Annotated in this window: 23 protein-coding genes; 10 read left to right on the top strand and 13 right to left on the bottom strand. The window is 63.6% G+C overall.

The window, feature by feature from the left end:
- Positions 1-88 precede the first annotated feature (88 nt).
- From pth to FJ979_RS16180, 3 genes are all read right to left on the bottom strand, one after another.
- Positions 89-802, bottom strand: a complete 714-nt coding sequence (pth, locus tag FJ979_RS16190; protein WP_140524908.1) for an aminoacyl-tRNA hydrolase — start codon at positions 800-802, stop codon at positions 89-91.
- Positions 803-825: 23 nt separating this feature from the next.
- The gene (locus FJ979_RS16185) at positions 826-1,464 is read right to left on the bottom strand and encodes a 50S ribosomal protein L25/general stress protein Ctc (RefSeq protein WP_140582140.1); all 639 of its coding nucleotides are present in this window, start codon (positions 1,462-1,464) and stop codon (positions 826-828) included.
- 378 nt (positions 1,465-1,842) lie between these two features.
- Positions 1,843-2,877: a class I SAM-dependent methyltransferase gene (locus FJ979_RS16180; protein WP_140567070.1), complete on the bottom strand. Its 1,035-nt coding sequence runs from the start codon at positions 2,875-2,877 to the stop codon at positions 1,843-1,845.
- 321 nt (positions 2,878-3,198) lie between these two features.
- Here FJ979_RS16180 and FJ979_RS16175 point away from each other — a divergent pair, with 321 nt between their 5' ends.
- Positions 3,199-5,169, top strand: coding sequence for an EAL domain-containing protein (locus FJ979_RS16175; protein WP_140524959.1), 1,971 nt, complete (start codon positions 3,199-3,201; stop codon positions 5,167-5,169).
- A gap of 185 nt (positions 5,170-5,354) precedes the next feature.
- On the opposite strand, the gene FJ979_RS32565 is transcribed toward FJ979_RS16175, so the two are convergent.
- Positions 5,355-5,501, bottom strand: a complete 147-nt coding sequence (locus tag FJ979_RS32565) for a hypothetical protein (RefSeq protein ID WP_181181783.1) — start codon at positions 5,499-5,501, stop codon at positions 5,355-5,357.
- 97 nt (positions 5,502-5,598) lie between these two features.
- Here FJ979_RS32565 and msuE point away from each other — a divergent pair, with 97 nt between their 5' ends.
- The 5 genes from msuE to FJ979_RS16150 are packed head-to-tail and all read left to right on the top strand — an operon-like array spanning position 5,599 to position 10,244.
- Complete coding sequence (msuE, locus tag FJ979_RS16170; protein ID WP_140556085.1) at positions 5,599-6,156, top strand: FMN reductase; 558 nt, start codon at positions 5,599-5,601, stop codon at positions 6,154-6,156.
- A 34-nt stretch (positions 6,157-6,190) separates the two neighbouring features.
- Positions 6,191-7,549 carry an LLM class flavin-dependent oxidoreductase gene (locus tag FJ979_RS16165; RefSeq protein WP_140582138.1) on the top strand — a complete coding sequence of 453 codons (1,359 nt, stop codon included), beginning with the start codon at positions 6,191-6,193 and terminating at the stop codon, positions 7,547-7,549.
- A gap of 24 nt (positions 7,550-7,573) precedes the next feature.
- Positions 7,574-8,422: an ABC transporter permease gene (locus FJ979_RS16160; protein WP_140582277.1), complete on the top strand. Its 849-nt coding sequence runs from the start codon at positions 7,574-7,576 to the stop codon at positions 8,420-8,422.
- 47 nt (positions 8,423-8,469) lie between these two features.
- A complete protein-coding gene (locus FJ979_RS16155; protein WP_140582135.1) occupies positions 8,470-9,468 on the top strand; it encodes an ABC transporter substrate-binding protein in 999 nt (332 codons plus the stop codon).
- 17 nt (positions 9,469-9,485) lie between these two features.
- The gene (locus FJ979_RS16150) at positions 9,486-10,244 is read left to right on the top strand and encodes an ABC transporter ATP-binding protein (RefSeq protein WP_140556083.1); all 759 of its coding nucleotides are present in this window, start codon (positions 9,486-9,488) and stop codon (positions 10,242-10,244) included.
- Positions 10,245-10,284: 40 nt separating this feature from the next.
- On the opposite strand, the gene FJ979_RS16145 is transcribed toward FJ979_RS16150, so the two are convergent.
- A complete protein-coding gene (locus tag FJ979_RS16145; protein WP_140666080.1) occupies positions 10,285-11,508 on the bottom strand; it encodes an MFS transporter in 1,224 nt (407 codons plus the stop codon).
- Positions 11,509-11,659: 151 nt separating this feature from the next.
- On the opposite strand from FJ979_RS16145, the gene FJ979_RS16140 reads away from it, so the two are divergent.
- Positions 11,660-12,529, top strand: a complete 870-nt coding sequence (locus tag FJ979_RS16140) for a helix-turn-helix transcriptional regulator (protein ID WP_140556082.1) — start codon at positions 11,660-11,662, stop codon at positions 12,527-12,529.
- A gap of 116 nt (positions 12,530-12,645) precedes the next feature.
- Here FJ979_RS16140 and FJ979_RS16135 read toward each other — a convergent pair whose 3' ends face one another.
- From FJ979_RS16135 to FJ979_RS16105, 7 genes are all read right to left on the bottom strand, one after another.
- The gene (locus tag FJ979_RS16135; protein WP_019860650.1) at positions 12,646-13,581 is read right to left on the bottom strand and encodes a ribose-phosphate pyrophosphokinase; all 936 of its coding nucleotides are present in this window, start codon (positions 13,579-13,581) and stop codon (positions 12,646-12,648) included.
- Between the two features lie 239 nt (positions 13,582-13,820).
- On the bottom strand, positions 13,821-14,450 hold the full coding sequence (locus FJ979_RS16130; RefSeq protein WP_140582133.1) for a hypothetical protein: 630 nt from the start codon (positions 14,448-14,450) through the stop codon (positions 13,821-13,823).
- A 43-nt stretch (positions 14,451-14,493) separates the two neighbouring features.
- The gene (locus FJ979_RS16125) at positions 14,494-15,645 is read right to left on the bottom strand and encodes a Xaa-Pro peptidase family protein (protein ID WP_140516886.1); all 1,152 of its coding nucleotides are present in this window, start codon (positions 15,643-15,645) and stop codon (positions 14,494-14,496) included.
- A complete protein-coding gene (pgeF, locus tag FJ979_RS16120; RefSeq protein WP_140496014.1) occupies positions 15,645-16,439 on the bottom strand; it encodes a peptidoglycan editing factor PgeF in 795 nt (264 codons plus the stop codon). The genes FJ979_RS16125 and pgeF overlap by 1 nt, the downstream gene beginning before the upstream one ends.
- Positions 16,440-16,796: 357 nt before the next feature.
- The gene (locus FJ979_RS16115) at positions 16,797-17,894 is read right to left on the bottom strand and encodes a class I SAM-dependent methyltransferase (RefSeq protein ID WP_140582130.1); all 1,098 of its coding nucleotides are present in this window, start codon (positions 17,892-17,894) and stop codon (positions 16,797-16,799) included.
- On the bottom strand, positions 17,891-18,751 hold the full coding sequence (gene lgt / locus FJ979_RS16110) for a prolipoprotein diacylglyceryl transferase (RefSeq protein ID WP_140582128.1): 861 nt from the start codon (positions 18,749-18,751) through the stop codon (positions 17,891-17,893). Before lgt ends, FJ979_RS16115 begins: the two co-directional genes overlap by 4 nt.
- Before the next feature lie 130 nt (positions 18,752-18,881).
- Positions 18,882-19,121, bottom strand: coding sequence for a BrnA antitoxin family protein (locus tag FJ979_RS16105; protein WP_031250360.1), 240 nt, complete (start codon positions 19,119-19,121; stop codon positions 18,882-18,884).
- Between the two features lie 214 nt (positions 19,122-19,335).
- Between FJ979_RS16105 and FJ979_RS16100 the strand changes: the two genes are divergently transcribed.
- From FJ979_RS16100 to FJ979_RS16090, 3 genes are all read left to right on the top strand, one after another.
- Positions 19,336-19,638 (top strand): accessory factor UbiK family protein, encoded by a 303-nt coding sequence (locus tag FJ979_RS16100; RefSeq protein WP_140496011.1) that lies wholly within the window; start codon positions 19,336-19,338, stop codon positions 19,636-19,638.
- 316 nt (positions 19,639-19,954) lie between these two features.
- Positions 19,955-20,455 carry a YbjN domain-containing protein gene (locus FJ979_RS16095; RefSeq protein ID WP_127855850.1) on the top strand — a complete coding sequence of 167 codons (501 nt, stop codon included), beginning with the start codon at positions 19,955-19,957 and terminating at the stop codon, positions 20,453-20,455.
- Positions 20,456-20,471: 16 nt separating this feature from the next.
- Positions 20,472-20,831, top strand: a complete 360-nt coding sequence (locus FJ979_RS16090; RefSeq protein WP_140496010.1) for a tRNA-binding protein — start codon at positions 20,472-20,474, stop codon at positions 20,829-20,831.
- A 13-nt stretch (positions 20,832-20,844) separates the two neighbouring features.
- Here the strand turns inward: FJ979_RS16090 and FJ979_RS16085 are convergent, their stop codons facing one another.
- Positions 20,845-21,867, bottom strand: coding sequence for a glycosyltransferase family 1 protein (locus FJ979_RS16085; protein ID WP_140516878.1), 1,023 nt, complete (start codon positions 21,865-21,867; stop codon positions 20,845-20,847).
- Positions 21,868-21,905 lie beyond the last annotated feature (38 nt).

Here is a 21,905-nt window from a genome sequence, read left to right as displayed (position 1 = left end):
GGTCCTATCGGGAATTTGAGATTTGGTGAGGGCTATGGGCGATAGGGGTGATGAACGTCAAGCCCTGTAACGCCGTATGGACCCGAGCTCAGTCCTTGTTGCCGAACAGCTTCTTCAGCATGGCGGCCATCGGGCCGCTCTCCGGCAGCTTGGCGGGCGCCTGTTGCGGCCGTGCCTGGCGGATGTGGCTTTGCTGCTTGGGCGCCGGCTTTTCCGGTTCCACGCCGGCCTTGCCCTGAACGGCGAGGGCGGCCTTGTTCATGAAGCCGGATTCGTCGCCCTTGACGATCATCGCCGCGTTGTCGGCGACCGCGTCGAGCAGCGGGTCCAGCCAGTCGCGGTCGGTCTTGCCGAAATCGCCGAGTACATGATGCTGCACCATCTCCTTGACGCCGGGATGGCCGACACCGATGCGCACACGCCGATACGCGTTGCCGACATGGCCGTCGATCGAGCGGATGCCGTTGTGGCCGCCGGCGCCGCCGCCGGTCTTGATGCGCAGCTTACCTTCGGCAAGGTCGATCTCGTCGTAGAAGACGGTCAGCGCCCCGGGGCCGAGCTTGTAGAAGCGCAGCGCTTCGCCGACCGACTGGCCGGACAGGTTCATGAAGGTCTGCGGCTTGATCAGGATGATCTTTTCACCGCCGAGCGTGCCATCGGCGATCAATCCCTGGAATTTCTTAGACCAGGGCGAAAAGGAGTGGCGGCGGGCGATCGCGTCCACCGCCATGAAGCCGACATTGTGCCGGTTGGCGGCATATTTCGCGCCCGGATTGCCGAGGCCTGCAAAGACAAGCGGCATCGTCAGCTCCGGGCGTGAAAAAGTTACTTCTCTTCGGCGGCGGGAGCCGCCTCAGGTGCAGCCTCGACCGTCTCTTCCGTCTCCGGCTTCATCGCCGACGAACCGGCGACGGTCGCGATGGTGAAGTCGCGGTCGGAGATGACGGGCTTGACGCCGGCCGGCAGCTTGACCGACGAGATATGGATCGAATCGCCAATGTCGGCGCCGGTGAGATCGACGGTAATGAATTCCGGGATCGCATTGGCCGGGCAGTGGAACTCGACCTCGTGACGCACGATGTTGAGCACGCCGCCGCGCTTGATGCCGGGCGACTTGTCCTCGTTGATGAAGTGGACAGGCACGTCGACATTGACCTCGGTGTCCTTGCCGATGCGCAGGAAGTCGACATGGACAGGGAAATCCTTGACCGGGTCGAGCTGTAAGTCCTTCGGCAGGACCTGGATCTTCTTGCCGTCGACATCGATCGTGGCGATCGTGGTCAGGAACCCGCCGCCGTGGATCTTGTAGTAGATGTCCTTGTAGGTGAGAGCGATCGCCAGGGGAGGCTGCTTGTCACCGTAAATTACTGCAGGCACTTTACCGTTGCGGCGAACTGCACGGGCGGACCCCTTACCGACCTGTTCGCGCGCTTCGGCCTTGAGCTCGTAAGTATCGTGGCTCATGGCACTTCCTTTCGCGTTGTTCTGGAGCGTTTGCGGTTGGCAATGGGCCTGGACCGTAAACGTCGAAAGCCGCCGGGTGAGGCGGCCTTCCGCCGCGTTGCCTCCAAGGGTGTCTACGCGGGTGGCGGCTCTATAGCGGAAGGCGGCCGGAGGTGCAAGCCAAAGGCAGTCATCCAAAGGCAATGGTCCGGGACGGGACGCCTCGCCCGGCCGAAAGCGCTCGAGGCTTCACGCCGGCGCCGGTCCAAGGTTGTCACTGGAGCGGTTCAGCGTGATAGGATCGCCGACCCGCTCCAGTTCTTTGTCTTAGGCAATTGCCCGGGAAGGCGCTACGCACTTTCTCCGGGAAAACCGCTGCACATTTTTCCTGGAATTGCCCTATCCGCGCTTTTCGATGACGCCATACAGCACGTTGCGGTTTTCGCCAAAGAACACCTGCGCCTCGACGGTGTTGCGGTCGACGCTGGCATTGATGATGTTCCACATGTCGGCCTCGGAGCGCAGCAGCAGCACCCAGTCCATGAACGTTTCCCGATAGCCGGCGTCGGGATTGCCCTCGGCGTAGTTGGCAAAAAGGAACCTGCCGTTCGGCTTGAGCATCTGCAGGCAAGTCTTCGTGAGTTTCACGGCGACGTTGTGCTGGAGGTAGTCGTAAAGGCCGGAGGCGTAGATGAGGTCGAACTTGCCCAGCTTGTGGCCCCTGGTGAGCACGGTCCGCACCGAGCCGTCGACGGCCTCGACCGCGGTGCCCTGGAAGTCTCGCGCGATCAATCCAACGCTCTGGGGATCCTGATCGAGCGCAACCCAACGCTTGAGGCGGCCCTCAGCCAAGGCGGTCGAACGATTGGCCTCGCGCAGATGACCGGCGGCGATCGCCAGGACCTCGGCTTGCGGTCCGCTCTTGTCCGCCGTCTCGTCGACATACCGGGTCAAGAGATCGCGCCGTTCCCGCGCCGCCACGCAGGACGGTACGTCCTTGGTATGGCTGTAGAGTGCCTTCCCTGTGTCCGAGGCACCGGCCACGCTTTCGGCCACGTGCGGATCACAATAGATGTAGTCAAGCAACTGCGCGTCGCCGGAATAGCCCCTGGGCTTGGTGAATGACCACCGGGTGAGCGGGTCCTGGAGAAAGTAGTCAAGGATCGGATGGTTTTGCGCCACCGGTATCAACGACTGCCAAACGTCGGGGTGAACCTTGGCCCGCAGGGCGTTGAGATAGGACAGCAGGCGACGAACGATCTCGGCAGGGTCTTTCTCTTCCTCGACCTGCTGGTGTGTCGCGTGGAGAATGAGCGCGAGTTCCGCGCGGGCGGTTTCGAACGCCTCGCCGTGATGCTCGGGCTTTCTTCGAGGAAAACTGCCGGCAATCATCTCGGCAGTAATCAGGCTTTTGCCATCAAAGACACTTTGCACTCGAGCACTCCATAGTTAACAGTCAGTTAACTTATTGCGTACAATGCTCGATTTGCCAATGTCGTCCCGAACGCATTTTAACGGTATGCTTAATTTCCCGCCAACCATGTTCGCGCGTTAAAACCCACCGCATTGGATTCACGGCCTGAATTAACCGAAATTTGTTTCGCGCCGTTGCATTGTCGTGCGAGGTGCGCAGTCGCCGTCGCGTCCAAGGAGTTGGCCCGCGTGGGGGCAGAAGCCAAAAAAGAACTTGGAACGCAAAATCCCCTTCAACCAGGATTTGTCGAGAGCGAACGCGTGTCATCCAGACTGGCCGACATGGCGCATGTAGAGCCGTACGAAGCCCGCTACGAGCCGGGGCCCGACGAGCTTCGCGTCCTTTACCGGAGGGAAGCCCAGGCGAAGCGAAGACTGGAAGCCCGGCCTGGGCTTTGGATCGCCGTGGCCATCTATCTCCTGTTTTCGGCAACGGATCTGCTGCTGATCCCGGACGTGGCGGCCTATACGATCATGGCGCGCTTCGCCGTCGGCGTGACCGCGCTGTCGATCCTGGAGGCGCAACTTCGCCGGGGAGTGGCCACGGAATGGCTCGACGTGACTTGCGCCGGGGCCATCATTTTCGGCTATATCGGCTGGTTGTTCCCGGCCTTTATGAGCGCGGACAAGGAAAGCGTCGCCTACTATATGGTATTCGGCACCATTTTCATGATGAGTGCGAATCTATTCTTTACATTCAGTTTTAATTTATCGATCGTGACATCAACCATCATTATGTGTGTCTTGTATGCCGTGAATTACTTTGTGCCTGCCACGGTAACATACAAGATGGTATTTGGCGCCTTCTACGTTTCGTGCTTCACATTCACGTCCTATGTGAACTGGAAGCTGAACGAGGAGCGCTACAACGTCTTCCTGAACGCGCTGGAGGCCAAAATCCAGCACAAGGAAGCCACCGAACGCGGCAAGGCCCTGCTGCGGCTGTCGCGGACCGATCCGCTTACGGGTCTGGAGAATCGACGGGCGATCGACGAAAAGCTCAGGGACTACTGGGGGGAGTGGCAAAGGGTCGGCACCAGTTTCGTGGCGATGCTCATCGACGTGGACTTCTTCAAGAAGTTCAATGACTGCTACGGCCACCAGGAAGGCGACCGTTGCCTTATCCATGTCGCCAATGCCCTCCGGGATATGATCAGGGAATACAATGGCTCGATCGGCCGCTACGGCGGTGAAGAATTCATCGTCCTGGCCCGCATGGAGAACAAGGATCAGATCATAGATATCGCGGAAGCCATCTGCCGCACCGTCGAGAATCTGGCGCTTACCCACGAACTGCGGCGCGACGGTATCTCGGTTGTGACGGTAAGCGTTGGCGCCGCATTCACCAGGAGGCAGACCGGTGCCAAGCTGGAGAAGATCATCCACGAGGCCGATCGCGCACTCTATCTGGCAAAGGCAGGCGGTCGAAACTGTGCCCGGCTGTTCGACCCAACCGATCCCCAGAGCAGCGACGAGAGCGAGAACATTGCGGCTTTGCTGAAGATCGCGATCGGCCAGGATCTCGTTTCACTCGTCTATCAACCGATCCAGGATGTCGCGACGGACCGGGTTGAAGCGGTGGAGGCCCTGATGCGCCTCAAAATGCTGGACGGCACATCGGTTCCGCCGAGCCTGTTCATCCCTGTAGCGGAGCGAACCGGCGCCATCCTGGAACTCGGGCGCTGGGCCATCAGGACTGTGTGCGCCGAGCTCCTGGCGCACGATCATGTGCGCGTGGTCAGCGTCAACGTCTCTCCGATCCAGCTCAAGACGCCCGGCTTCGCGGCGTCGGTCGCGACCATCCTGGGCGAGACCGGCGTAACCGGCAACAGGCTGGCCTTCGAGATCACCGAGGGGCTGGAGATGGAGATGCATTCGGACATTCTTCGCTGCATCAGCGACCTGAAGCTGCTGGGGATCAAGATCTGGCTTGATGATTTCGGCACCGGCTTCGCTGGCCTCTCGTGGCTTCGCCTGATCGATTTCGATACGGTGAAGATCGACCGCTCCTTCCTTCACGACTGCGCCACCCCGAACGGCAAGGCAATGCTCCAGGACATTGTCGCCCTGGTCCGAAACCGCGGCCACAAAATCCTGGTCGAAGGGGTGGAAACGGACGAGCAGATGGCTCTCATGCGCGAATTCGGCATCGACAAGGTCCAGGGTTTTCATGTCGGCCGTCCCGCTCCGGCCGGGAGTTTCCAGGCCAAGCGGACCGTCAAGCGCCCATTCACCGTGCTGAAATCCGCCTGATCAGGCTTGGCTCAGGTCCCGCCGACCCGCACGGCGGGCCGTCGATTTGATCCTCGCCCCGCACAATCCATCCTTCGGGACGGCTGCCAGGCGCGGGTGTGGCTAACGATCGCTCGTCAACGCCGCGCACAGCGGCTGGATCTCTCGGTTCAGGCATCGAGTTCGGCCAGCGTCCGGTCGGGGTCTCATTCGAGCGTTGCAGTGGACGGGCAGCTTGCGGCGGCGGTCGGGTCGACCTGGATCTGTCGCTCGTCGGCCTGGCGTCCGAGAATGGCGACGTCCTTGGCCGGAACCGCGCATCTGCCGAACCACTGAAGGGCGCTGCGGCGCAAACTCAATCTCCCTATTCCGCCAGTTTTGAAATCTTCTCGCTCATTTAATTCTACAAAATCGATAGTCTTAATGAATAAGGACCGCGAGGAGAGCCCGATGACGAACAAGCTGGTGGTGGGAATATCCGGCAACCTGACCCGCCCATCGAAGACCAAGGCCTTTATCAGCCACATCGCCGGCGAGACGGCGAACCGCATCGGGGCGACCTCGGCTATATACGACATTGAAAATCTCGGTCCGTCGTTGCCGGCGGCTCGGCGCCTCGGCGATCTCGATCCTGCGGCCCGCGCCATCATCGAACAACTGGTCGGCGCCGACGTGCTGGTCGCGGGGTCGCCGACCTTCAAAGGCAGCTATACCGGGCTCTTCAAGCATCTGTTCGATCTGCTCGATCCGTCGTCGTTGCGCGGGAAACCGGTCATCCTTGCCGCGACGGGCGGCGGCGAACGCCACTCGCTGATCGTCGAACATCAGCTGCGGCCGCTGTTCGGTTTTTTCGAGGCGCTGACCGTGCCGACCGCAATCTACGCATCGGACAAGGATTTCGCCGACGGCGTCCTGGTGTCGGAGGCCATCCATGCCCGCGCCCGGCAGGCGGTTGCCGAGGTTTCCCGCGTCGTCGGGACGGCACGCAGCGTCGGCCTCGCCGCCTGAACTCCAAATGGTTTTCGAACAAAGGGACCCAGCCATGACCATCAAATCAAGACAGATCAAGCTCGGCGCCTTTCTACCCGGTGGCGGCCAGCATGTCGCCGCCTGGCGCCATCCCGACGCTCCGGCCGACGGCGCGACCAATTTCGAGTTTCACAAGCAGCTCGCGCTGACCGCCGAACGCGGCTTGTTCGATGCCTATTTCCTCGCCGACAACCTGACGGTCGGGCTTGGCGCCCGTGAAGGCGGCAACGCCAAGATCGCGGGTTTCGAACCGGTGACGTTGTTTGCGGCGCTGGCGCCGCTGACGACGCATCTCGGATTCATCGCCACGGCCTCGACCACCTATGAGGAGCCCTACACGCTTGCCCGCAAATTCGCCTCGCTCGACCTCTTGTCGAATGGCCGGGCCGGCTGGAACGTCGTCACCTCGGCGGGCGACGACACGGCGCGCAACTTCAACCGCGACATCCAGCCCAACCATGCCGAGCGCTACGCACGAGCGCATGAGCATGTCGAGACGGTCAAGGCGCTGTGGGACAGCTGGGAGGACGACGCCTTTATCCGCGACAAGAAAACGGGCCGCTTCTACGACAAGGACAAGCTTCACGACATCGACCACAAGGGTGAGCATTTCAGTGTCAAAGGGCCGCTCAACGTGCCCCGCCCGGTGCAGGGCCACCCCGTGGTCGTGCAGGCGGGCCAGTCCGAGGATGGGCGCAAGCTCGCGGCCGCCTCGGCCGAGGTCATCTTCACCGCGCATCAGAACCTTGCCTCCGCGCAGGAATTCTATCGCGACATCAAGGCCCGCGTGGCGGCGGCCGGCCGCGATCCCGAACAGGTGCTGATCATGCCCGGCGTGGCGCCCTTTGTCGGCCGCACCGAAGAAGAGGCGCGAACCAAGTATCAGCAATTGAACGACCTGATCCTGCCCGAGGACGGCGTCGCACTGCTCAACGGGCTTGCCGGGCAGACGCTCGATCTCAGGGGCTATCCGCTCGACGGACCGCTGCCGCCGAGCCGCGAAACCGAAGGCATGAAGAGCCGCCAGGCGCTGATCCGCCAGATCGCCGACGAGCACAACTTCTCCATCCGCCAGCTCTATCAATGGGTCGCGACCGCACGAGGCCACTACACCGTGATCGGCAGCGCCATTCAGGTCGCCGACCAGCTGGAGGAATGGTTCAGCAACGAAGCCGCCGACGGGTTCAACGTCCTGCCGCCATGGCTGCCCGGCGCGCTAGACGATTTCGTCGACCTGGTGGTCCCCGAATTACAGCGGCGCGGCCTGTTTCGTACAGCTTACGAGGGCAGGACGCTGCGCGAGAATCTTGGCCTCAAGCGGCCGCAGAACCCCTGGACGGTTGCCCGTTCGACCGTGCTCGCCGCCGAATGATGCGTTGAAGCGAAAGGCATGACGATGACTTTGCAGCACATTGAACGGCCGACCGGCGTCGGCGCGCATGAAAACGGCAACGGGCTCGGCGCCGATATTCTGAGCCTGGCTGGCCGAACCCTCACGCGTCTGCTGTCGCGCTATGGCGTGCTTTTGGGGTTCCTGGCGCTCTGGCAGGCGGCGGCGAGTGGCGGCTGGGTCAATGCCGCGGTATTGCCGCCGATCGACATGATCGTCGTAGCGCTCTGGAAGGGCCTCGCCGGGGGCAGCCTGCTCGGCGACATCGCCATCAGCCTGCAGCGCGCCGGCCTCGCCTTCGCCGCGGCGGCTACGGTCGCCATCCCGCTCGGCCTCGTCATGGGTCAGACCCGCAGCGTCGAGACGGCGCTCGATCCGATCCTGCAACTGTTCCGGCAGACCTCGGCCCTGGCGCTCTATCCCGTCTTCATCCTGCTTCTGGGGCTAGGCGAAGCCTCCAAAGTGTTCGTCATCTTCTGGGCAACGCTGTTTCCGCTGCTGCTCAACACGATCAGCGGCGTCAAGGAGGTCGATCCGAAGCTGCTCGAAATGGCGCGCGTCTACGGCGCCCGGCGGCTGACCATATTCCGGCGCGTCGTGCTGCCGGGCGCCGTGCCTTCGATCTTCGTCGGGTTGAGGCTCGGCGCGACCACCGCGCTGCTGCTGCTGATTGCCTCGGAAATGATCGGCGCCAACAAAGGCATCGGCTTCCAGGTGATGAACGCGCAGTACAATTTCCAGATCCCGCTGATGTTCGCGTCGATCGTCATCCTGGCCGCGCTCGGCCTGATCGCGAACCAGGTGCTGGTCAGCCTGCAGCGGCGGCTTTGCCGCTGGAGCAGTTCCGCCGGCTGAACAGCCGCCCCCATCATCGTCATTTTTGAAAAGTGAAAGGCCGGATCATGACCATCACACGCCGCTCGCTGCTTCTGCGCGCCCCTCTTGCCGCCGGCATCATCGCCGTCGGGCTACCATCGATCGCGCGCTCGCAGGCCGCTTCCGTCAAGATACGCTATCTCGCCAGCCGCGGCAGCATCTCGCCGCATGAGCTTGCCGACCAACTCGGCTACTTCAAGGGCCTCGGCATCGAGCTCGAGAATGTCGGCTATGCCGGCGGCGGCCCGGAATCGCTGTTTGCGCTCGCCTCCGGCAGCGTCGACCTGGGTTCGGCCGCCACGCCGGCCGTGATCAACTCGATCGCCGGCGGCAACGACTTCGTCGCCGCCTATCCGAGCAACGGCATCAACAGCCAGGTCAAAAGCGTCTTCTATGTGCTGGAGGACAGCCCGATCAGGTCGATCGCGGACATCGCCGGCAAGACGATCTCCGTCAACACGCTCGGCGCCCATCTCGACTACGCGGTGCGTGAGGCGCTGCACAGCGTCGGCCTGCCGCCGGACGCCGCGAAGCTCGTCGTGGTGCCGGGGCCGCAACTCGAGCAGACGTTGCGCTCGCATCAGGTCGATGTCGCCGGGCTCGGCTACTGGCAGGCGACTTTCGCGGGCGCCCTGGTGGCCAATGGCGGTGTGCGCGGCGTGTTCAACGACGCCGACGTGCTGGGCGAGATCGCGGGCGGCTTCATCGTGCTGCGGCGGGATTTCATCGCCGCCAATCGCGACGCCGCCAAGAACTTCGTCGAACAGTCCGCGCGTGCGGCCGACTGGTCGCGGCAGAATCCCGACGAGGCCCGCAAGGTGCTGGCCGAAATCCTCGACAAACGCGGCGAGAACGGCGAACTGGCGCGCTACTGGACGGGCTTCGGCCTGCGCGAAAAGGCGGTGGCGACCGACCGCGACATCGACTTCTGGGTGGCCGTGCTCGAGCGCGACGGTCGCCTGCCGAGAGGCAAACTCAAGGCTGCCGACATCCTCTACCGGCCAGGCGAAAGCAAGACCAATTGAGCAAGGAGGCACCCAGCATGGCCACAGCACGCGGCGAGGTCACGATCCGCGACCTGTCGAAGTCCTTTGCGCTCGGCGGGCGCTCGCTCGCCGTGCTGCGTTCGCTCAATCTCGACATCCGCTCCGGCGAGTGCCTGGTCATTGTCGGCGCCAGCGGATCGGGCAAGACGACATTGCTGCGCATCCTTGCCGGCTTAGAGATCGCCGATGAAGGCGCCGTTGCGATCGACGGCAAGCAAATAAAAGGCGTCAGCGCGGAGCGGGCGGTGATCTTCCAGGAACCGCGCCTGCTGCCGTGGCTGAGCGTACTTAGCAATGTCGCCTTCGGCCTCGAAGTTCGCGGCGTGCCCAAGGCGCAGGCCGAGCAGAGGGCGCGCTTCTACATAGCATTGGTCGGTCTTGCCGAGTTCAGCGATGCTTACCCGCGGCAGCTTTCGGGCGGCATGGCGCAACGCGTCGGCATCGCCCGGGCGCTGACGGTGCAGCCCGAAATCCTGCTGCTCGACGAGCCGCTCGGCGCCCTCGACGCCATGACCAAGATCTCCATGCAGGAGGAACTGGCGCGCATCTGGAGCGAGGAAAACGTCACCATGGTTATGGTCACCCACGACCTGGAGGAGGCGATCTATCTCGCCGACAGAGTGCTGATTCTGCCCAAGGAGAAAGGCGGCGCGGCGCGGCTGATCACCGTCGACCTGCCGCGTCCCCGTGACCGCAGCGAAAGCCGCTTCGTGCGCCACCGTGAGGAGTTGCTGCGCGAATTCGGCCTGCACTAACGCCTCGACGCGCTCGCACGTGTCGAGGCGCTTTCCCAGGTTAGGCCTTCCGCGCTTCCTTCATATTGGGCAGGAACACCGTCAGCAGGCCCAGGAACGGCAGGTACGAGCAGATCTGGAAGACGAAGTCGATGCCCTTCATGTCGGCCACGATGCCGAGCACGGCCGCCGCTATGCCGCCGACGCCGAAGGCGAAGCCGAAGAAGATGCCGGCGATCATGCCGACGCGGCCCGGCACCAGTTCCTGCGCGAAGACGACGATGTTGGAGAAGGCCGACGACAGGATCAGGCCGATCAGCACCGTCAGCACCATCGTCCATTCCATGTTGGCGTAGGGCAGCGCCAGCGTGAAGGGCAGCACGCCGACAATGGAGAACCAGATCATCGCCTTCTGTCCGTAGCGGTCGCCGAACGGGCCGCCGAGCAGAATGCCCAGCGCCGAGGCGCCGAGGAAGAGGAACAGCATGACCTGCGACATCTGCACCGAAACGCCGAACTTATGGATGGCGTAGAAGGTGTAGTAGCTGGATAGGCTGGCGATGTAGGCGTTCTTGGTCAGCACCAGCAGCGTCAGCACGGCCAGGGCCCCCATCACCTTGCGGCGCGGGAAGGGCGAGACGAAACTGGACGTCTTGCGGTTCGCCTGTGTGGCGCGCAAGCGGCTGTACCACCCGCCGACCTGCCACAACACGACGATGCCGATAAGCGAGCCGACGGCGAACCATGAAATGCTGGTCTGGCCGAAAGGCACGACGATAAATGCCGCCAGCAGCGGTCCCATGGACTGGCCGAAATTGCCACCGACCTGGAACAGCGACTGCGCCAGGCCGAAGCGGCCGCCTGAGGCGAAGCGGGCGATGCGCGAGGATTCCGGATGGAAGATCGCCGAGCCGATACCGATCAGCGAAGCGCCGATCAGGAGCAGCGTGTAGTGGCCGGCATAGGCAAGCACGATCAGGCCGATCAGCGAGGAGGCCATGCCGTAGGGCAGGGAATAGGGCATTGGCCGCTTGTCGGTGATCATGCCGATCACCGGCTGCAGCAGCGACGCGGTCACCTGGAAGGTGAAGGTGAGAAGGCCGATCTGCCAGAAATCGAGGCCGTAATTCTCCTTCAACAGGGGATAGATGGCCGATAGCAGCGACTGCATGATGTCGTTGATGCAATGGCAAAAACTCACCGCCAGGATGACGGTGAAGGCCGTCGCCTGGGCTGAAGCATGGCTGGCGGTCGCGGGAGGGGCGACGGCTGTCGTATCGGTCAAGGTAGGCTCCGTAGTCTTTTTGGCGGGCATACCCGCGGGCAAGCTGGCGGACGCTCCTGCGGCCGCCTTGGGAACGGATGGCTTATAGGCTGCTTGCGGGACGACTTCTTTCGTGGTTTGGTCCAATAGTTTCGCAAGTGGGCCATAGCTTATGCCGCACGGCAGGGAAATTTTTCACGCTGGTAGTGCCGACCTCGAGCAGTTGCACGAGCGCCGCTGGCTATGGCTGGAGCAAGTGGCCGGGCCGGCGGTGGCGTTGCCGACCGAATATCCCGACGGCTACCATGTGCCGCGGCACCGCCACAGCCGCAGCCAGTTGCTGCATGCGCTGGTCGGTGTCGTGCTGGTGACGACGCGGCACGGGCGCTGGATGGTGCCGCCCGATCACGCCATGTGGATTCCCGCGGGCACCGAGCATTCCGTCGAGATGCTGGGCGATGTCTCGATGCGCTCGGTCTATGTCATGCCGGGAGCGATCCCCGGACTGCCGGAAGGCCTGCGCGTCGTCGGCGTCACCGACCTGATGCACAGCCTGATCGTGGAATCGGAAAAACTGCCGCAAGGCGGCGTGCTGGAAGGGCGCGGCGGGCTGATCATGAATCTTCTGCTGCACGAAATCCCGACTTTGCCGGAGCGGCCGCTTGGCCTGCCGTTTCCGTCCGATCCCAGGCTGGCGGCGCTGTGCCGGCGTTTTGTGGCGGCACCGTCGCCGCGCGCGACGATCGACGAGTGGGCGGATGCCGCCGGCATGAGCCGACGCTCCTTCACGCGCGCCTTTCATCGCCAGACCGGACTGTCGCTATCGACATGGCGCCAGCAAGCATGCCTGTTCGCGGCGCTGCCAAGGCTCGCCGATGGCGAGCCGATCACCCGGGTGGCGCTCGATCTCGGCTATGACAGCGTGCCGGCCTTCATCACCATGTTCAAGCGCATGCTGGGTGCCTCGCCGCGCGGCTATATGCGCGGCGCGCGAGATGCCGGCGAAAACCCGCGGCGCATAGGCGGTCCGATCGCCGCTTGAGGCATGCCGAGGGCATCAAGCTGATGCGGCAACCCTCGGTCTAAGGTCCATTGCAGGAGCACTGATTGCACGTTGTAATCTGTTTTGCTGCGCTACGCGCCCGCCGGGATCGACAATTAGTCGAACAGGCTCGACACCGATTCCTCGGTTGCCGTGCGCGAGATGGCTTCGCCCATCAGGTCGGCGATCGAGATGACGCGGATATTGGGGGCGTCGAGCACGCCCTGGGTCGGCTGGATGGAGTCGGTGATCACCAGTTCCTGCAGCTTGGAGCCGCTGATGCGGGCGACCGCGCCGCCCGACAGCACGCCATGAGTGATATAGGCGGTGACGCTGGTGGCGCCGTTGGCCAGCAGCGCATCGGCGGCGTTGCACAGCGTGCCGCCGGAATCGACGATGTCGTCGATCAGCAGGCAGTCCTTGCCGGCGACCGCGCCGATGATGTTCATGACCTCCGATTCGCCGGGACGCTCGCGGCGTTTGTCGACGATGGCGAGCTGTGCGTCGAAGCGCTTGGCCAGCGCGCGTGCACGCACCACGCCACCAATGTCGGGCGACACCACGACGACGTTGCCGAGCTGCTTGTATTTCGCCTTCACATCGCGGGCCATGACCGGCACCGAGAACAGATTGTCGGTCGGAATATCGAAGAAGCCCTGGATCTGGCCGGCGTGGAGGTCGAGCGTGAGCACGCGGTCGACCCCGGCGCGGGTGATCATGTTGGCGACCAGCTTGGCCGAGATCGGCGTGCGGCCGGAGGCGCGGCGGTCCTGCCTGGCATAGCCGAAATAGGGGATCACCGCCGTAATGCGCTTGGCCGACGAGCGCATGAAGGCGTCGATCATGATGAGCAGTTCCATCAGGTGATCGTTGGTCGGAAAGGAAGTCGACTGCAGGATGAAGACATCCTCGCCGCGCACGTTTTCCTGGATCTCGACGAAGATTTCCTGGTCGGCGAAGCGCCTGACACTGGCTTTGCCCAGCGGGATGTTGAGATAGCGGGCGACCGCCTCGGCCAGCACCCTGTTGGAATTGCCCGCGAAGAGTTTCATGCACCGTTCCTGGTGGAGGATGGAGAGCCCCAACAGACTCGCCTACGCCCTTTAACCGGGCTTTTAGCGGCCCGCGCGGCTATTGCAAGCACCGTGATTGGAAATCCGCCGGCTAATCCTGGGAAATGTTCGCGCCATCGCGTATGGGCAACACCGGGCAGCGGACCCGGCGCCGCTGCTCCTTCCCCTTATTCGAGCATCGGATTTCCCCGCGACCGTTTCCATTCGGGTCCGATGGTCTAGCCCGCCTTGCCGCCGAGCCATGCCGCGAACTGGTCGATGGTCTGGTCGGCGATCGCCTGCATGGTGGCTGGCGCCACCGCTTTCCAGCTGTCGCCGCCCCCGCTGGCGCCGGAACTGGCCGAAGCCGCCTTCTGCTGGCCGTTGATGCGATGCAGGCGGTTGCCCGAGGGATCGTAGACGTCCCACACATAGATGACGGTGGTGTCCTTGCCTTCGGAGATCACCGAGAAATAGCCTTTGAGCACATGGGTCGCCGTCTGGTCGGCGCTGCCGGCCAGCGTGATGCCGCGCTGCCTGGCGCGCGTCTGCAATTCCGCCGTCAGCGGCGTCGCCGCTTCCACCGAAGCGCCGACGATCGGCGCGATCTGCAGGCGCGTCCTGGCAAGGATTGCGGCGGTCTGGGCCGGCGTTGCTGACGTCGTGGTCGTTGCAGAAGCGCCCGCCGTGGTCGTGGCAGGGCCAGCAGGCGCCGGGGTGGCGGCGCTGCCCTGGGTTGCCGGCATGGCCGGCGCCGCGGCCGTGGGCGGGGTGATGGCGGAGGGTTCGAGGACGTCTTTTGCGTTGGTGCAGGCGGCGAGCGCCAAGACCACGAGCAATGACACGGTCGTCAGTTGCGATCGTCTCATTTGCCTTCTAACTCCTTGGCGAAGAACGCCTCCCATCGTGGATTCACTGTACGATCAAGTCGAGATCATGGCGGGAAAGCGGCTTCGGCTGTGATTCGGTCGTGAGATAGGTGCGGCCAAGCGTCATCGCCGTCTCGGTTTCGGAATCCATGATGATCATGTGGGCGAACAGCGTCATGTTCGGCGCGATCGGCTCGGGATTGCCCTGGTAGAACATCGGCATGTCCATCCAGGACGGGGTGAAGCGGGCGCCGACCGAATAGCCGCAGGCATTCAGCCGATGCTTGGTCAGTCCACGTGCCTCCATGACACGGGCATGCGCGTCGAACACGTCGCCGAAACTGTTGCCCGGCGTCATCGCCTTCTCGACCGCCAGCAGCGCGGCACGGGCCGCGTCGAACAAGTCCTGGTGACGCTTCGAGGCCTTGCCGGTCAGCACCGTGCGCATCATCGGCGCATGATAGTGATGAAAGACTCCCGCCCATTCGAGCGTCAACTGGTCGTTCTTGGTGAGCTTGCGGCGACCGGCCTTGTAGCGGCACAGCAGCGCGTCGACGCCGGAGCCGATGATGAATTCGTTGGCCGGATAGTCGCCGCCACCGGCAAAGATCGCGCCTTGCATGGCGGCAAGGATCAGCGCCTCGTCACCGCCCTGCTTGATCAGCGGCAAGGCCGCATCCAGCGCGTCGTCGGCCAGGTTCGCCGCCTTCTCGGCCTTGGCGATCTCGGCCGGGCTCTTGAACAGGCGCAGCCGACCGACGATGCCGGATGCATCGGCGATCTGGCCGAAGGTCTGCAGCTGCTCGTCGAGGCGGCGGCCATTATAGGCGGTCAGCCCATGAGTGTCGTATTCGACCCCGATGCGGGCGCCGAGCAGGTCGAGCTCGTTCAGCAGATTGCGCAGGTCGACGGCCGGATTGGCGCCATCGCGATCGGTCCACAGCACGATGTTGTCGATGATCGAGGTGTGGCGCGCCTGACGCAGGTCGGCCGAGCGGGTCAGCAACACCATGGACCCGTCGGCTTTCACCACCAGGCACTGGAAGAAGCAGAAACCGAACGTGTCGTAGCCGGTCAGCCAATACATGCTTTCCTGCGCGAAGAGCAGGATGGCGTCGAGCTTCTTCTCGGCCATCTCGATCACCAGCCGGTCGCGGCGCGCGTCGAATTCGGATCGTTCAAAATGCAGCGCCATTATTCACTCTCCAAAACGATTGCCGATATCTGCCGGCCGTAATCGGGTTCCTTGCGGTGCGTCGTGCGCCGGTAGGAGTAAAACAGATCTTCCTCGGCATAGGTGCAGCGGCCGAGACCTTGCGCGGTCACACCCGCCCTGTCGAGCCGGTCCACCGTGTAGCGGTTGAGGTCGAACATCGAATGACCGGGATTCGCCGAAGGCGCGAAATATCTGTCATTTTCGCCATCGGCCTCGACGAAGCGGGCGACGAATTCAGGCCCGACCTCGTAGTTTTCCGGGCCGATCGAGGGGCCGAGCACGGCGACGATGTTTTCACGCCTGGCGCCGAGACTTTCCATGGCGGCAATGGTGTTCTCGAGCACCCCCGTGAAGGCGCCTTTCCAGCCGGCATGCGCCGCGCCGATGATACGCGCCGCGGCATCCGCGAACAGCACAGGGCCGCAATCGGCGGTCGAGGCGCCGATGGCGATGCCCGGCCGGTCGGTGACGATGGCGTCGGCCTTGGGACGCTCGCCTGCAAAGGGTCCCCTGGCGACGACGACATCAGGCGAATGGATTTGCCAGGCGGTCAGGAGATGGTCCGCCGGCACGCCCATCCAGGCGGCGACACGGCGGCGGTTCTCGGCGACCAGCGCCTGGTCGTCATCCGAGCCGGTGCCGATGTTGAGGCCCTGATAGATGCCGGTCGAGACGCCGCCGACGCGGGTGAAATAACCGTGGCGGATGCCTTGTGCCTGCGCCAGGTCCAGCAGCGGCGACCGCACGGGATCCAGTTTGGTCTGATTCAGCATGTGGGCGTTGTTGTCCGTGTGGGCGGTTTCGTCAAGAAAAAGTCCGAAGCGAGACGGCCGGCGTTCAGCCGCTCTTTTACCGGACGGGAGATTGGGAGGGGTGACGGTGAAAAGTCAATCCGGCGTGGCGAAGGGGCAACGCAACCAATCCGGGGTAACGGTTCCTTCGCCGCTGCGCGGTGAGGGAGCATTGAACGGAAAAACCCGCCTGTGCGGCGGGTCCCTAGCGCAACTCAGCACCATAACCAAATATCTACCATAGTTGCCTTCACCTTGTCAAGAAAAAATTCCTATCATGAGAAGTTGCCGGCCATGAACAGCTACCGACACAACCGGACTGGCCGTCGTCACGCCTTGTCAATCCGAGCTCGGTGCCTGGGCAAACGGGCGAACGGCAACGCCGCGCGGCACTATGGCAAGCACCTTGAACAGGTCGCCCATGGCCTGCGGCCCGGCGAGGCGTTCGACATCGCCAGCGATCTTGTCGCGTGCCGCCTGGCTGGCATCGGCGCCAAGCCGGCCGGCGCGCTCCAGAATGCCCAGGCCGAGCAGGAAATCGCCCTGCGTCGACAGATGGGCGTCGAGACCATGCGCGCGCACCACCCCGGCAAGGGCGGCGAAATCGACATGGGAGGTGAGATCGGCTTCGCCGGGATTGGCCAGCACATCTTCGTGATCATGACGGCGCAAGGCCTGCAACGTGTCGCCGACACCCGGCCGCAGGTGGCCATAGTCGACAAACAGGCCGGAGCCGCCATGAGCGGCCATGCGCTCGGCGATGGTCGCCATCAGGGCGCTGCGCGCCGGCGCCACTTCGACGATCGCGCCTTGCGGCGCCTCGCCGGCATCGGCGGGCAGCAGCGTCGGGTCGAGCGAGCCGGCGCCGGCGAAGAAGGTAAGATTGTCAGCGCCGTCGAGACCGACCACGCGCTCGCGCCAGCCGGTGCCGGTGCGGACGAACTGGCGGATGGGGATGGCGTCGAACAATTCGTTGCCGACGATGAGGAGCGGCTGTGGCGGCAGCGTGTCGATGGTCTCGTGCCAGCGAATCGAGAACGGTGTGGCGCCGAGCGTCTGTTTCTGCACCTCGGTCAGGCGAGGGCTGGTCTCGATCATGGCGAAGGCAGCGTCGTTGGCCAGTGCCGGTTCGAGCCGTGACAGGGTGCGAAGCATGTCCTTCATCAGCGTGCCGCGGCCGGGGCCGATCTCGGCGATGGTGACCGGCGTCGGCCGGCCGACCGCCAGCCAGGCCTGGTAGAGCCAGACGGCGACGAGCTCGCCGAACATCTGGCTGATCTCCGGCGCGGTGACGAAATCCCCGGCGGCGCCGAACGGTTCGCGCGTGGTGTAGTAGCCCGCTTCGGGATCGAACAGGCACAATGCCATGTATTCGTTGACGGGGATCGGCCCTGTTGCCTCGATCAGATCGACGATGCGTGCCTTCAGCCGCGTCATGTCGCCTGCGGCCGTGACTGCGGCACCGGCTTGGCTGTCGTCATCGCCCAAATGCCGGCCAGCACCATCGGCGAGGACAGGATCATGCCCATCGTCAGCCAGTTGGTGCCGAGGAGATAACCGAGCTGCTGGTCGGGCTCGCGGAAGAATTCGACTGCTATGCGCGACACGCCATAGCCGCAGATGAAGGCGCCGCCGACGAAGCGCGGCGTCTTCAGCTTGAGGCGCGAATGGGTGAGGAAGCGCAGCACGAGAAAGAGCACCAGGCCTTCAAGCAGGGCCTCGTAAAGCTGGCTCGGATGGCGGGTAAACGGCCCGCCATTGGGAAACTCGATCGCCCACGGCACGTCGGTTGGCCGGCCCCAGAGCTCGGAGTTGATGAAGTTGGCGACGCGCACGAGGCCAAGACCGACCGGCACGCCGGCGGCCACGACGTCGAACAGCGACCAGGTGCGGATGCCGCGCTTGATCGAAAACAGCGTCATGGCGAGGATGACGCCGAGCAGGCCGCCATGGAACGACATGCCGCCCTGCCAGACGGCGAAGATGTCGAGCGGATGCGCGATATAGCGCGGCAGGTCATAGAACAGCACGTAGCCGGTGCGCCCGCCCAGCACGACGCCGATGGCCGCCCAGATGATGAAATCATCGAGGTCCTCCGGCTTCATCGGCAGGATGCCGTCGGGCCAGAGTTTCGGATTGGCGGCGAGCCGCTTGGCGTACCACCAGGCGAACAGGATGCCGACGATGTAGCCGACGCCGTACCAGTGCACCGCCAGCGGCCCGATCTGAATCAGCACCGGGTCGATGTTGGGAAAGGGCAACGAGGCCAGCGGCAGCAGGAAATATTCGTTCAACGGGAGCTCTCGGTTGCGTTTGGCGCGGACCATGCGGCAGGGTTTTGGCGGGGTCAAGGCAAAGTGGTCGGCCTCAAAGATCGGATCGGATCACCGCTTGCAGGCCCATCGCGCCGTGCGGGCGGTGAGCTCAGTCCCTTGGCTTGGCGGCCACCAACTGCCGCAACGCGTCGTTGATCCTGTCCTGCCAGCCGGGGCCATCTTCCTGGAAATGATCGAGCACGGCCCGGTCGATCCGGATCGAAACAAGCTCGCGGACGTTCGGCGCGGCCGAAGCTTCGCGAATTGGCGGTGCCGGCTTCTTCACCGGTTTGAAGGCAGCTTCGGCGGCTGCCATCGGATTGGTCGGTCGGCGCGGAGGGGTTGCCATTGGTGACCTGACTGAAGTGTGCTTGAGGCAATACGAGACGAGAACACAATAGGCGAGCTTGCGCCCTCAAGTACAGCTCTGGCGTCGTCCGGGAGCTTCTTACAGGAATGGCACCGCCATGCGCCACAGCAACGCAGATGGAACGGCAACCCTCAACGTTCTTGCATTCGGCGCGCGGCACTACTAACTCAATTCCAGCAACCGAGGATTTGCCATGTCGACCGGACCGAACCGCATTCTCGACGAATTCGCCAAGCTGATGACCGATGCCGCGGGCGCCGCGCAGGGCGTGCGGCGCGAGGTGGAGACCGCCTTCAAGGGACAGGCCGAACGCATCCTGAATTCGATGGACGTGGTGCAGCGCGAGGAGTTCGAGGCCGCGCGCGAGATGGCCGCCAAGGCCAGGGAAGAGAATGCTCGCCTTGCCGACCGCATCGAGGCGCTTGAGGCCAGGCTTGCCGAACTGACCGGGCAGGCCACACCTGCGGCTTCCGCAAAGCCCAGGCCGAAAAAATAATTCGTTAAACTTTTCCACAAAGCACCAGCCTGAAAAGCGCTTTGCCGTGAATCGCTTACCGGCATTGCGTGACTCTGTGTGACAGCGCCTTTCCACATGCGAATGACGCAGCGCGAAAAATTGGGCTGTTCACGCGACTCCCGATCAATAGACTGAATTTGTTGCATGATTCGGAGCAGGGTCATGCGCCGGGCGGTGGGGTCCGGTCTGGGGTCTTTGCGTCGAGAAGTCCTGGCCGTCCGAGTTCTAGATCAGATTGTTCGTCGTGTGTGCCCCGCGGAGCGTGTGGCGCTCCCCTGAACACAGGAAGCATTCCATGGAACTTCTCGAACTCGAATTCTCCCGCGAAATCCATCCGGTGGATGTCATTGAGCAGGTGGCCCACAACAATGACTGGTCCTTCGAACGGGCCGGCGACGACGAAATCTCGATCTCGGTCGCCGGAAGCTGGACCGACTATCACGTCTCCTTCTCGTGGATGGAGGATTTCGAGGCGCTGCATCTGGCCTGCGCCTTCGACATCAAGGTGCCGGAGGCGCGCGCGCTGGAAGTGATGCGGCTGTTGTCGCTGATCAACGAACAGATGTTGTTCGGCCATTTCGACCTGTGGGAGCAGGAAGGCGCGATCATGTTCCGCCAGTCGCTGCTTCTGGCCGGCGGGGTCGAGCCTTCGAGCCAGCAGGTCGAGGTGCTGCTGTCGTCGGCGCTGGAGGCCTGCGAATGCTACTTCCAGGCGTTCCAGTTCGTCGTCTGGTCCGGCACATCGGCCAAGGACGCGCTGGCCGGGGTGCTGTTCGAGACTTTCGGCAACGCCTGACCAAGATGCCTTCGACATGAGTTCAAGCAGCGAGCGCAAGCCCGAGATCAGTTTCGCCGATTTCGATCGTGTCGACATCCGTGCCGGCACGATCATCGAGGCCGAACCGTTTCCGCAGGCGCGCAAGCCGGCGTTCAAGCTCAAGATCGATTTCGGCCCCGAGATCGGGGTGAAGAAATCGTCGGCGCAGATCACCAAATATTATACGCCCGAGACGCTGATCGGCCGGCAGGTGTTCGCGGTGGTCAATTTTCCGCCGCGCCAGATCGGGCCATTCATGTCGGAAGTGCTGACGCTCGGCTTTCCCGACGAGGAGGGCGCCGTGGTGCTCGGCGCCATCGAGCGCAAGGTGCCGGACGGCGGGCGGCTGTTTTAGCCGAGAGGGAGCGTCAGGCGGCCAGCTTCCGCGTCGTGCCCAGCGCCTCCTGGACCGTATCGAGAAACATTTCCGCACAGGCTTTCCAGCTGTAGCGCATGGCGCGTTCGCGCGCCTGGGCGCGGTCGACATCGAGGGCGGCGAGCGAGGCTTCGCGCAGGTCGCTGGAGACCGCGCCGCCGAAGCCGTCGCCGACGATGTCGATCGGTCCCGTGACCGGAAAGGCGGCGACCGGCGTACCGCTGGCCAGCGCTTCGATGATGACGTTGCCGAAAGTGTCGGTGCGGCTCGGAAAGACGAAGACGTCGGCCGAGGCGTAGATTTCGGCCAGTTCGTCGTTGGGGCGGTGGCCAAGGAAATGGGCGGCGGGGTAGCGCGCCTTGAGCTTCGCCAGTTCCGGGCCCTCGCCGACAATCACCTTGCTGCCGGGCAGGTCGAGATCGAGGAAGGCGGAGAGGTTCTTCTCGATGGCGACGCGGCCGACACAGAGGAACAACGGGCCGGGGAAGCCGAGATCCTTCCTCTTGTCGGGCCGGAAATGATCGGTGTCGACGCCGCGCGTCCATGGCCTCAGCTTGTTGAAGCCGCGCGCTGCAAGATCATCCGCCAGAGACTGCGTCGCGACCAGCGTGCCTTGGCCGGAATTGTGGAAATCGCGCAGCCAGCGATAGGCCCAGCTTTCCGGCACCGGCAGCCGGGCGCTGAGATATTCAGGAAAGCGTGTGTGGTAGCTGGTGGTAAACGGCCGGCCGGCATTGCGGCAGTAGCGCCGCGCCATGATGCCGAGCGGACCTTCGGTGACGATGTGGATGTGGTCTGCCTTGTAGGCCTCGATCAGGCGCGCGACATGACCTGGCGTGGTCAACGCCAGGCGGATATCGGGATAGGTCGGCAAGGGCAAAGTGCGAAAGATGTTGGGCGTCAGGAAATCCACCGCGACATCGAACGATTTCAGTGTTTCGGTGAGCCGCTCCAGCGTGTGGACGACGCCATTGACCTGTGGGCGCCAGGCGTCGGTGACCATCAATATGCGCATGACGGGCCTTTGCTCGAAAGGTCGGCGGTTGCCTCGGC

Source organism: Mesorhizobium sp. B1-1-6, assembly GCF_006443035.1.
Lineage (GTDB): Bacteria > Pseudomonadota > Alphaproteobacteria > Rhizobiales > Rhizobiaceae > Mesorhizobium.
This window is presented reverse-complemented; position numbering and strand designations above follow the sequence as displayed.

What these genes read in the sequence shown, in the direction of transcription:
- pth (WP_140524908.1), bottom strand. Translation starts at nt 802, where the DNA reads ATGCCGCTTGTCTTTGCAGGCCTCGGCAATCCGGGCGCGAAATATGCC.
- FJ979_RS16185 (WP_140582140.1), bottom strand. Translation starts at nt 1,464, where the DNA reads ATGAGCCACGATACTTACGAGCTCAAGGCCGAAGCGCGCGAACAGGTC.
- FJ979_RS16175 (WP_140524959.1), top strand. Translation starts at nt 3,199, where the DNA reads ATGGCGCATGTAGAGCCGTACGAAGCCCGCTACGAGCCGGGGCCCGAC.
- msuE (WP_140556085.1), top strand. Translation starts at nt 5,599, where the DNA reads ATGACGAACAAGCTGGTGGTGGGAATATCCGGCAACCTGACCCGCCCA.
- FJ979_RS16165 (WP_140582138.1), top strand. Translation starts at nt 6,191, where the DNA reads ATGACCATCAAATCAAGACAGATCAAGCTCGGCGCCTTTCTACCCGGT.
- FJ979_RS16160 (WP_140582277.1), top strand. Translation starts at nt 7,574, where the DNA reads ATGACTTTGCAGCACATTGAACGGCCGACCGGCGTCGGCGCGCATGAA.
- FJ979_RS16155 (WP_140582135.1), top strand. Translation starts at nt 8,470, where the DNA reads ATGACCATCACACGCCGCTCGCTGCTTCTGCGCGCCCCTCTTGCCGCC.
- FJ979_RS16150 (WP_140556083.1), top strand. Translation starts at nt 9,486, where the DNA reads ATGGCCACAGCACGCGGCGAGGTCACGATCCGCGACCTGTCGAAGTCC.
- FJ979_RS16140 (WP_140556082.1), top strand. Translation starts at nt 11,660, where the DNA reads ATGCCGCACGGCAGGGAAATTTTTCACGCTGGTAGTGCCGACCTCGAG.
- FJ979_RS16135 (WP_019860650.1), bottom strand. Translation starts at nt 13,581, where the DNA reads ATGAAACTCTTCGCGGGCAATTCCAACAGGGTGCTGGCCGAGGCGGTC.
- FJ979_RS16130 (WP_140582133.1), bottom strand. Translation starts at nt 14,450, where the DNA reads ATGAGACGATCGCAACTGACGACCGTGTCATTGCTCGTGGTCTTGGCG.
- FJ979_RS16125 (WP_140516886.1), bottom strand. Translation starts at nt 15,645, where the DNA reads ATGGCGCTGCATTTTGAACGATCCGAATTCGACGCGCGCCGCGACCGG.
- pgeF (WP_140496014.1), bottom strand. Translation starts at nt 16,439, where the DNA reads ATGCTGAATCAGACCAAACTGGATCCCGTGCGGTCGCCGCTGCTGGAC.
- FJ979_RS16115 (WP_140582130.1), bottom strand. Translation starts at nt 17,894, where the DNA reads ATGACGCGGCTGAAGGCACGCATCGTCGATCTGATCGAGGCAACAGGG.
- FJ979_RS16105 (WP_031250360.1), bottom strand. Translation starts at nt 19,121, where the DNA reads ATGGCAACCCCTCCGCGCCGACCGACCAATCCGATGGCAGCCGCCGAA.
- FJ979_RS16100 (WP_140496011.1), top strand. Translation starts at nt 19,336, where the DNA reads ATGTCGACCGGACCGAACCGCATTCTCGACGAATTCGCCAAGCTGATG.
- FJ979_RS16095 (WP_127855850.1), top strand. Translation starts at nt 19,955, where the DNA reads ATGGAACTTCTCGAACTCGAATTCTCCCGCGAAATCCATCCGGTGGAT.
- FJ979_RS16090 (WP_140496010.1), top strand. Translation starts at nt 20,472, where the DNA reads ATGAGTTCAAGCAGCGAGCGCAAGCCCGAGATCAGTTTCGCCGATTTC.
- FJ979_RS16085 (WP_140516878.1), bottom strand. Translation starts at nt 21,867, where the DNA reads ATGCGCATATTGATGGTCACCGACGCCTGGCGCCCACAGGTCAATGGC.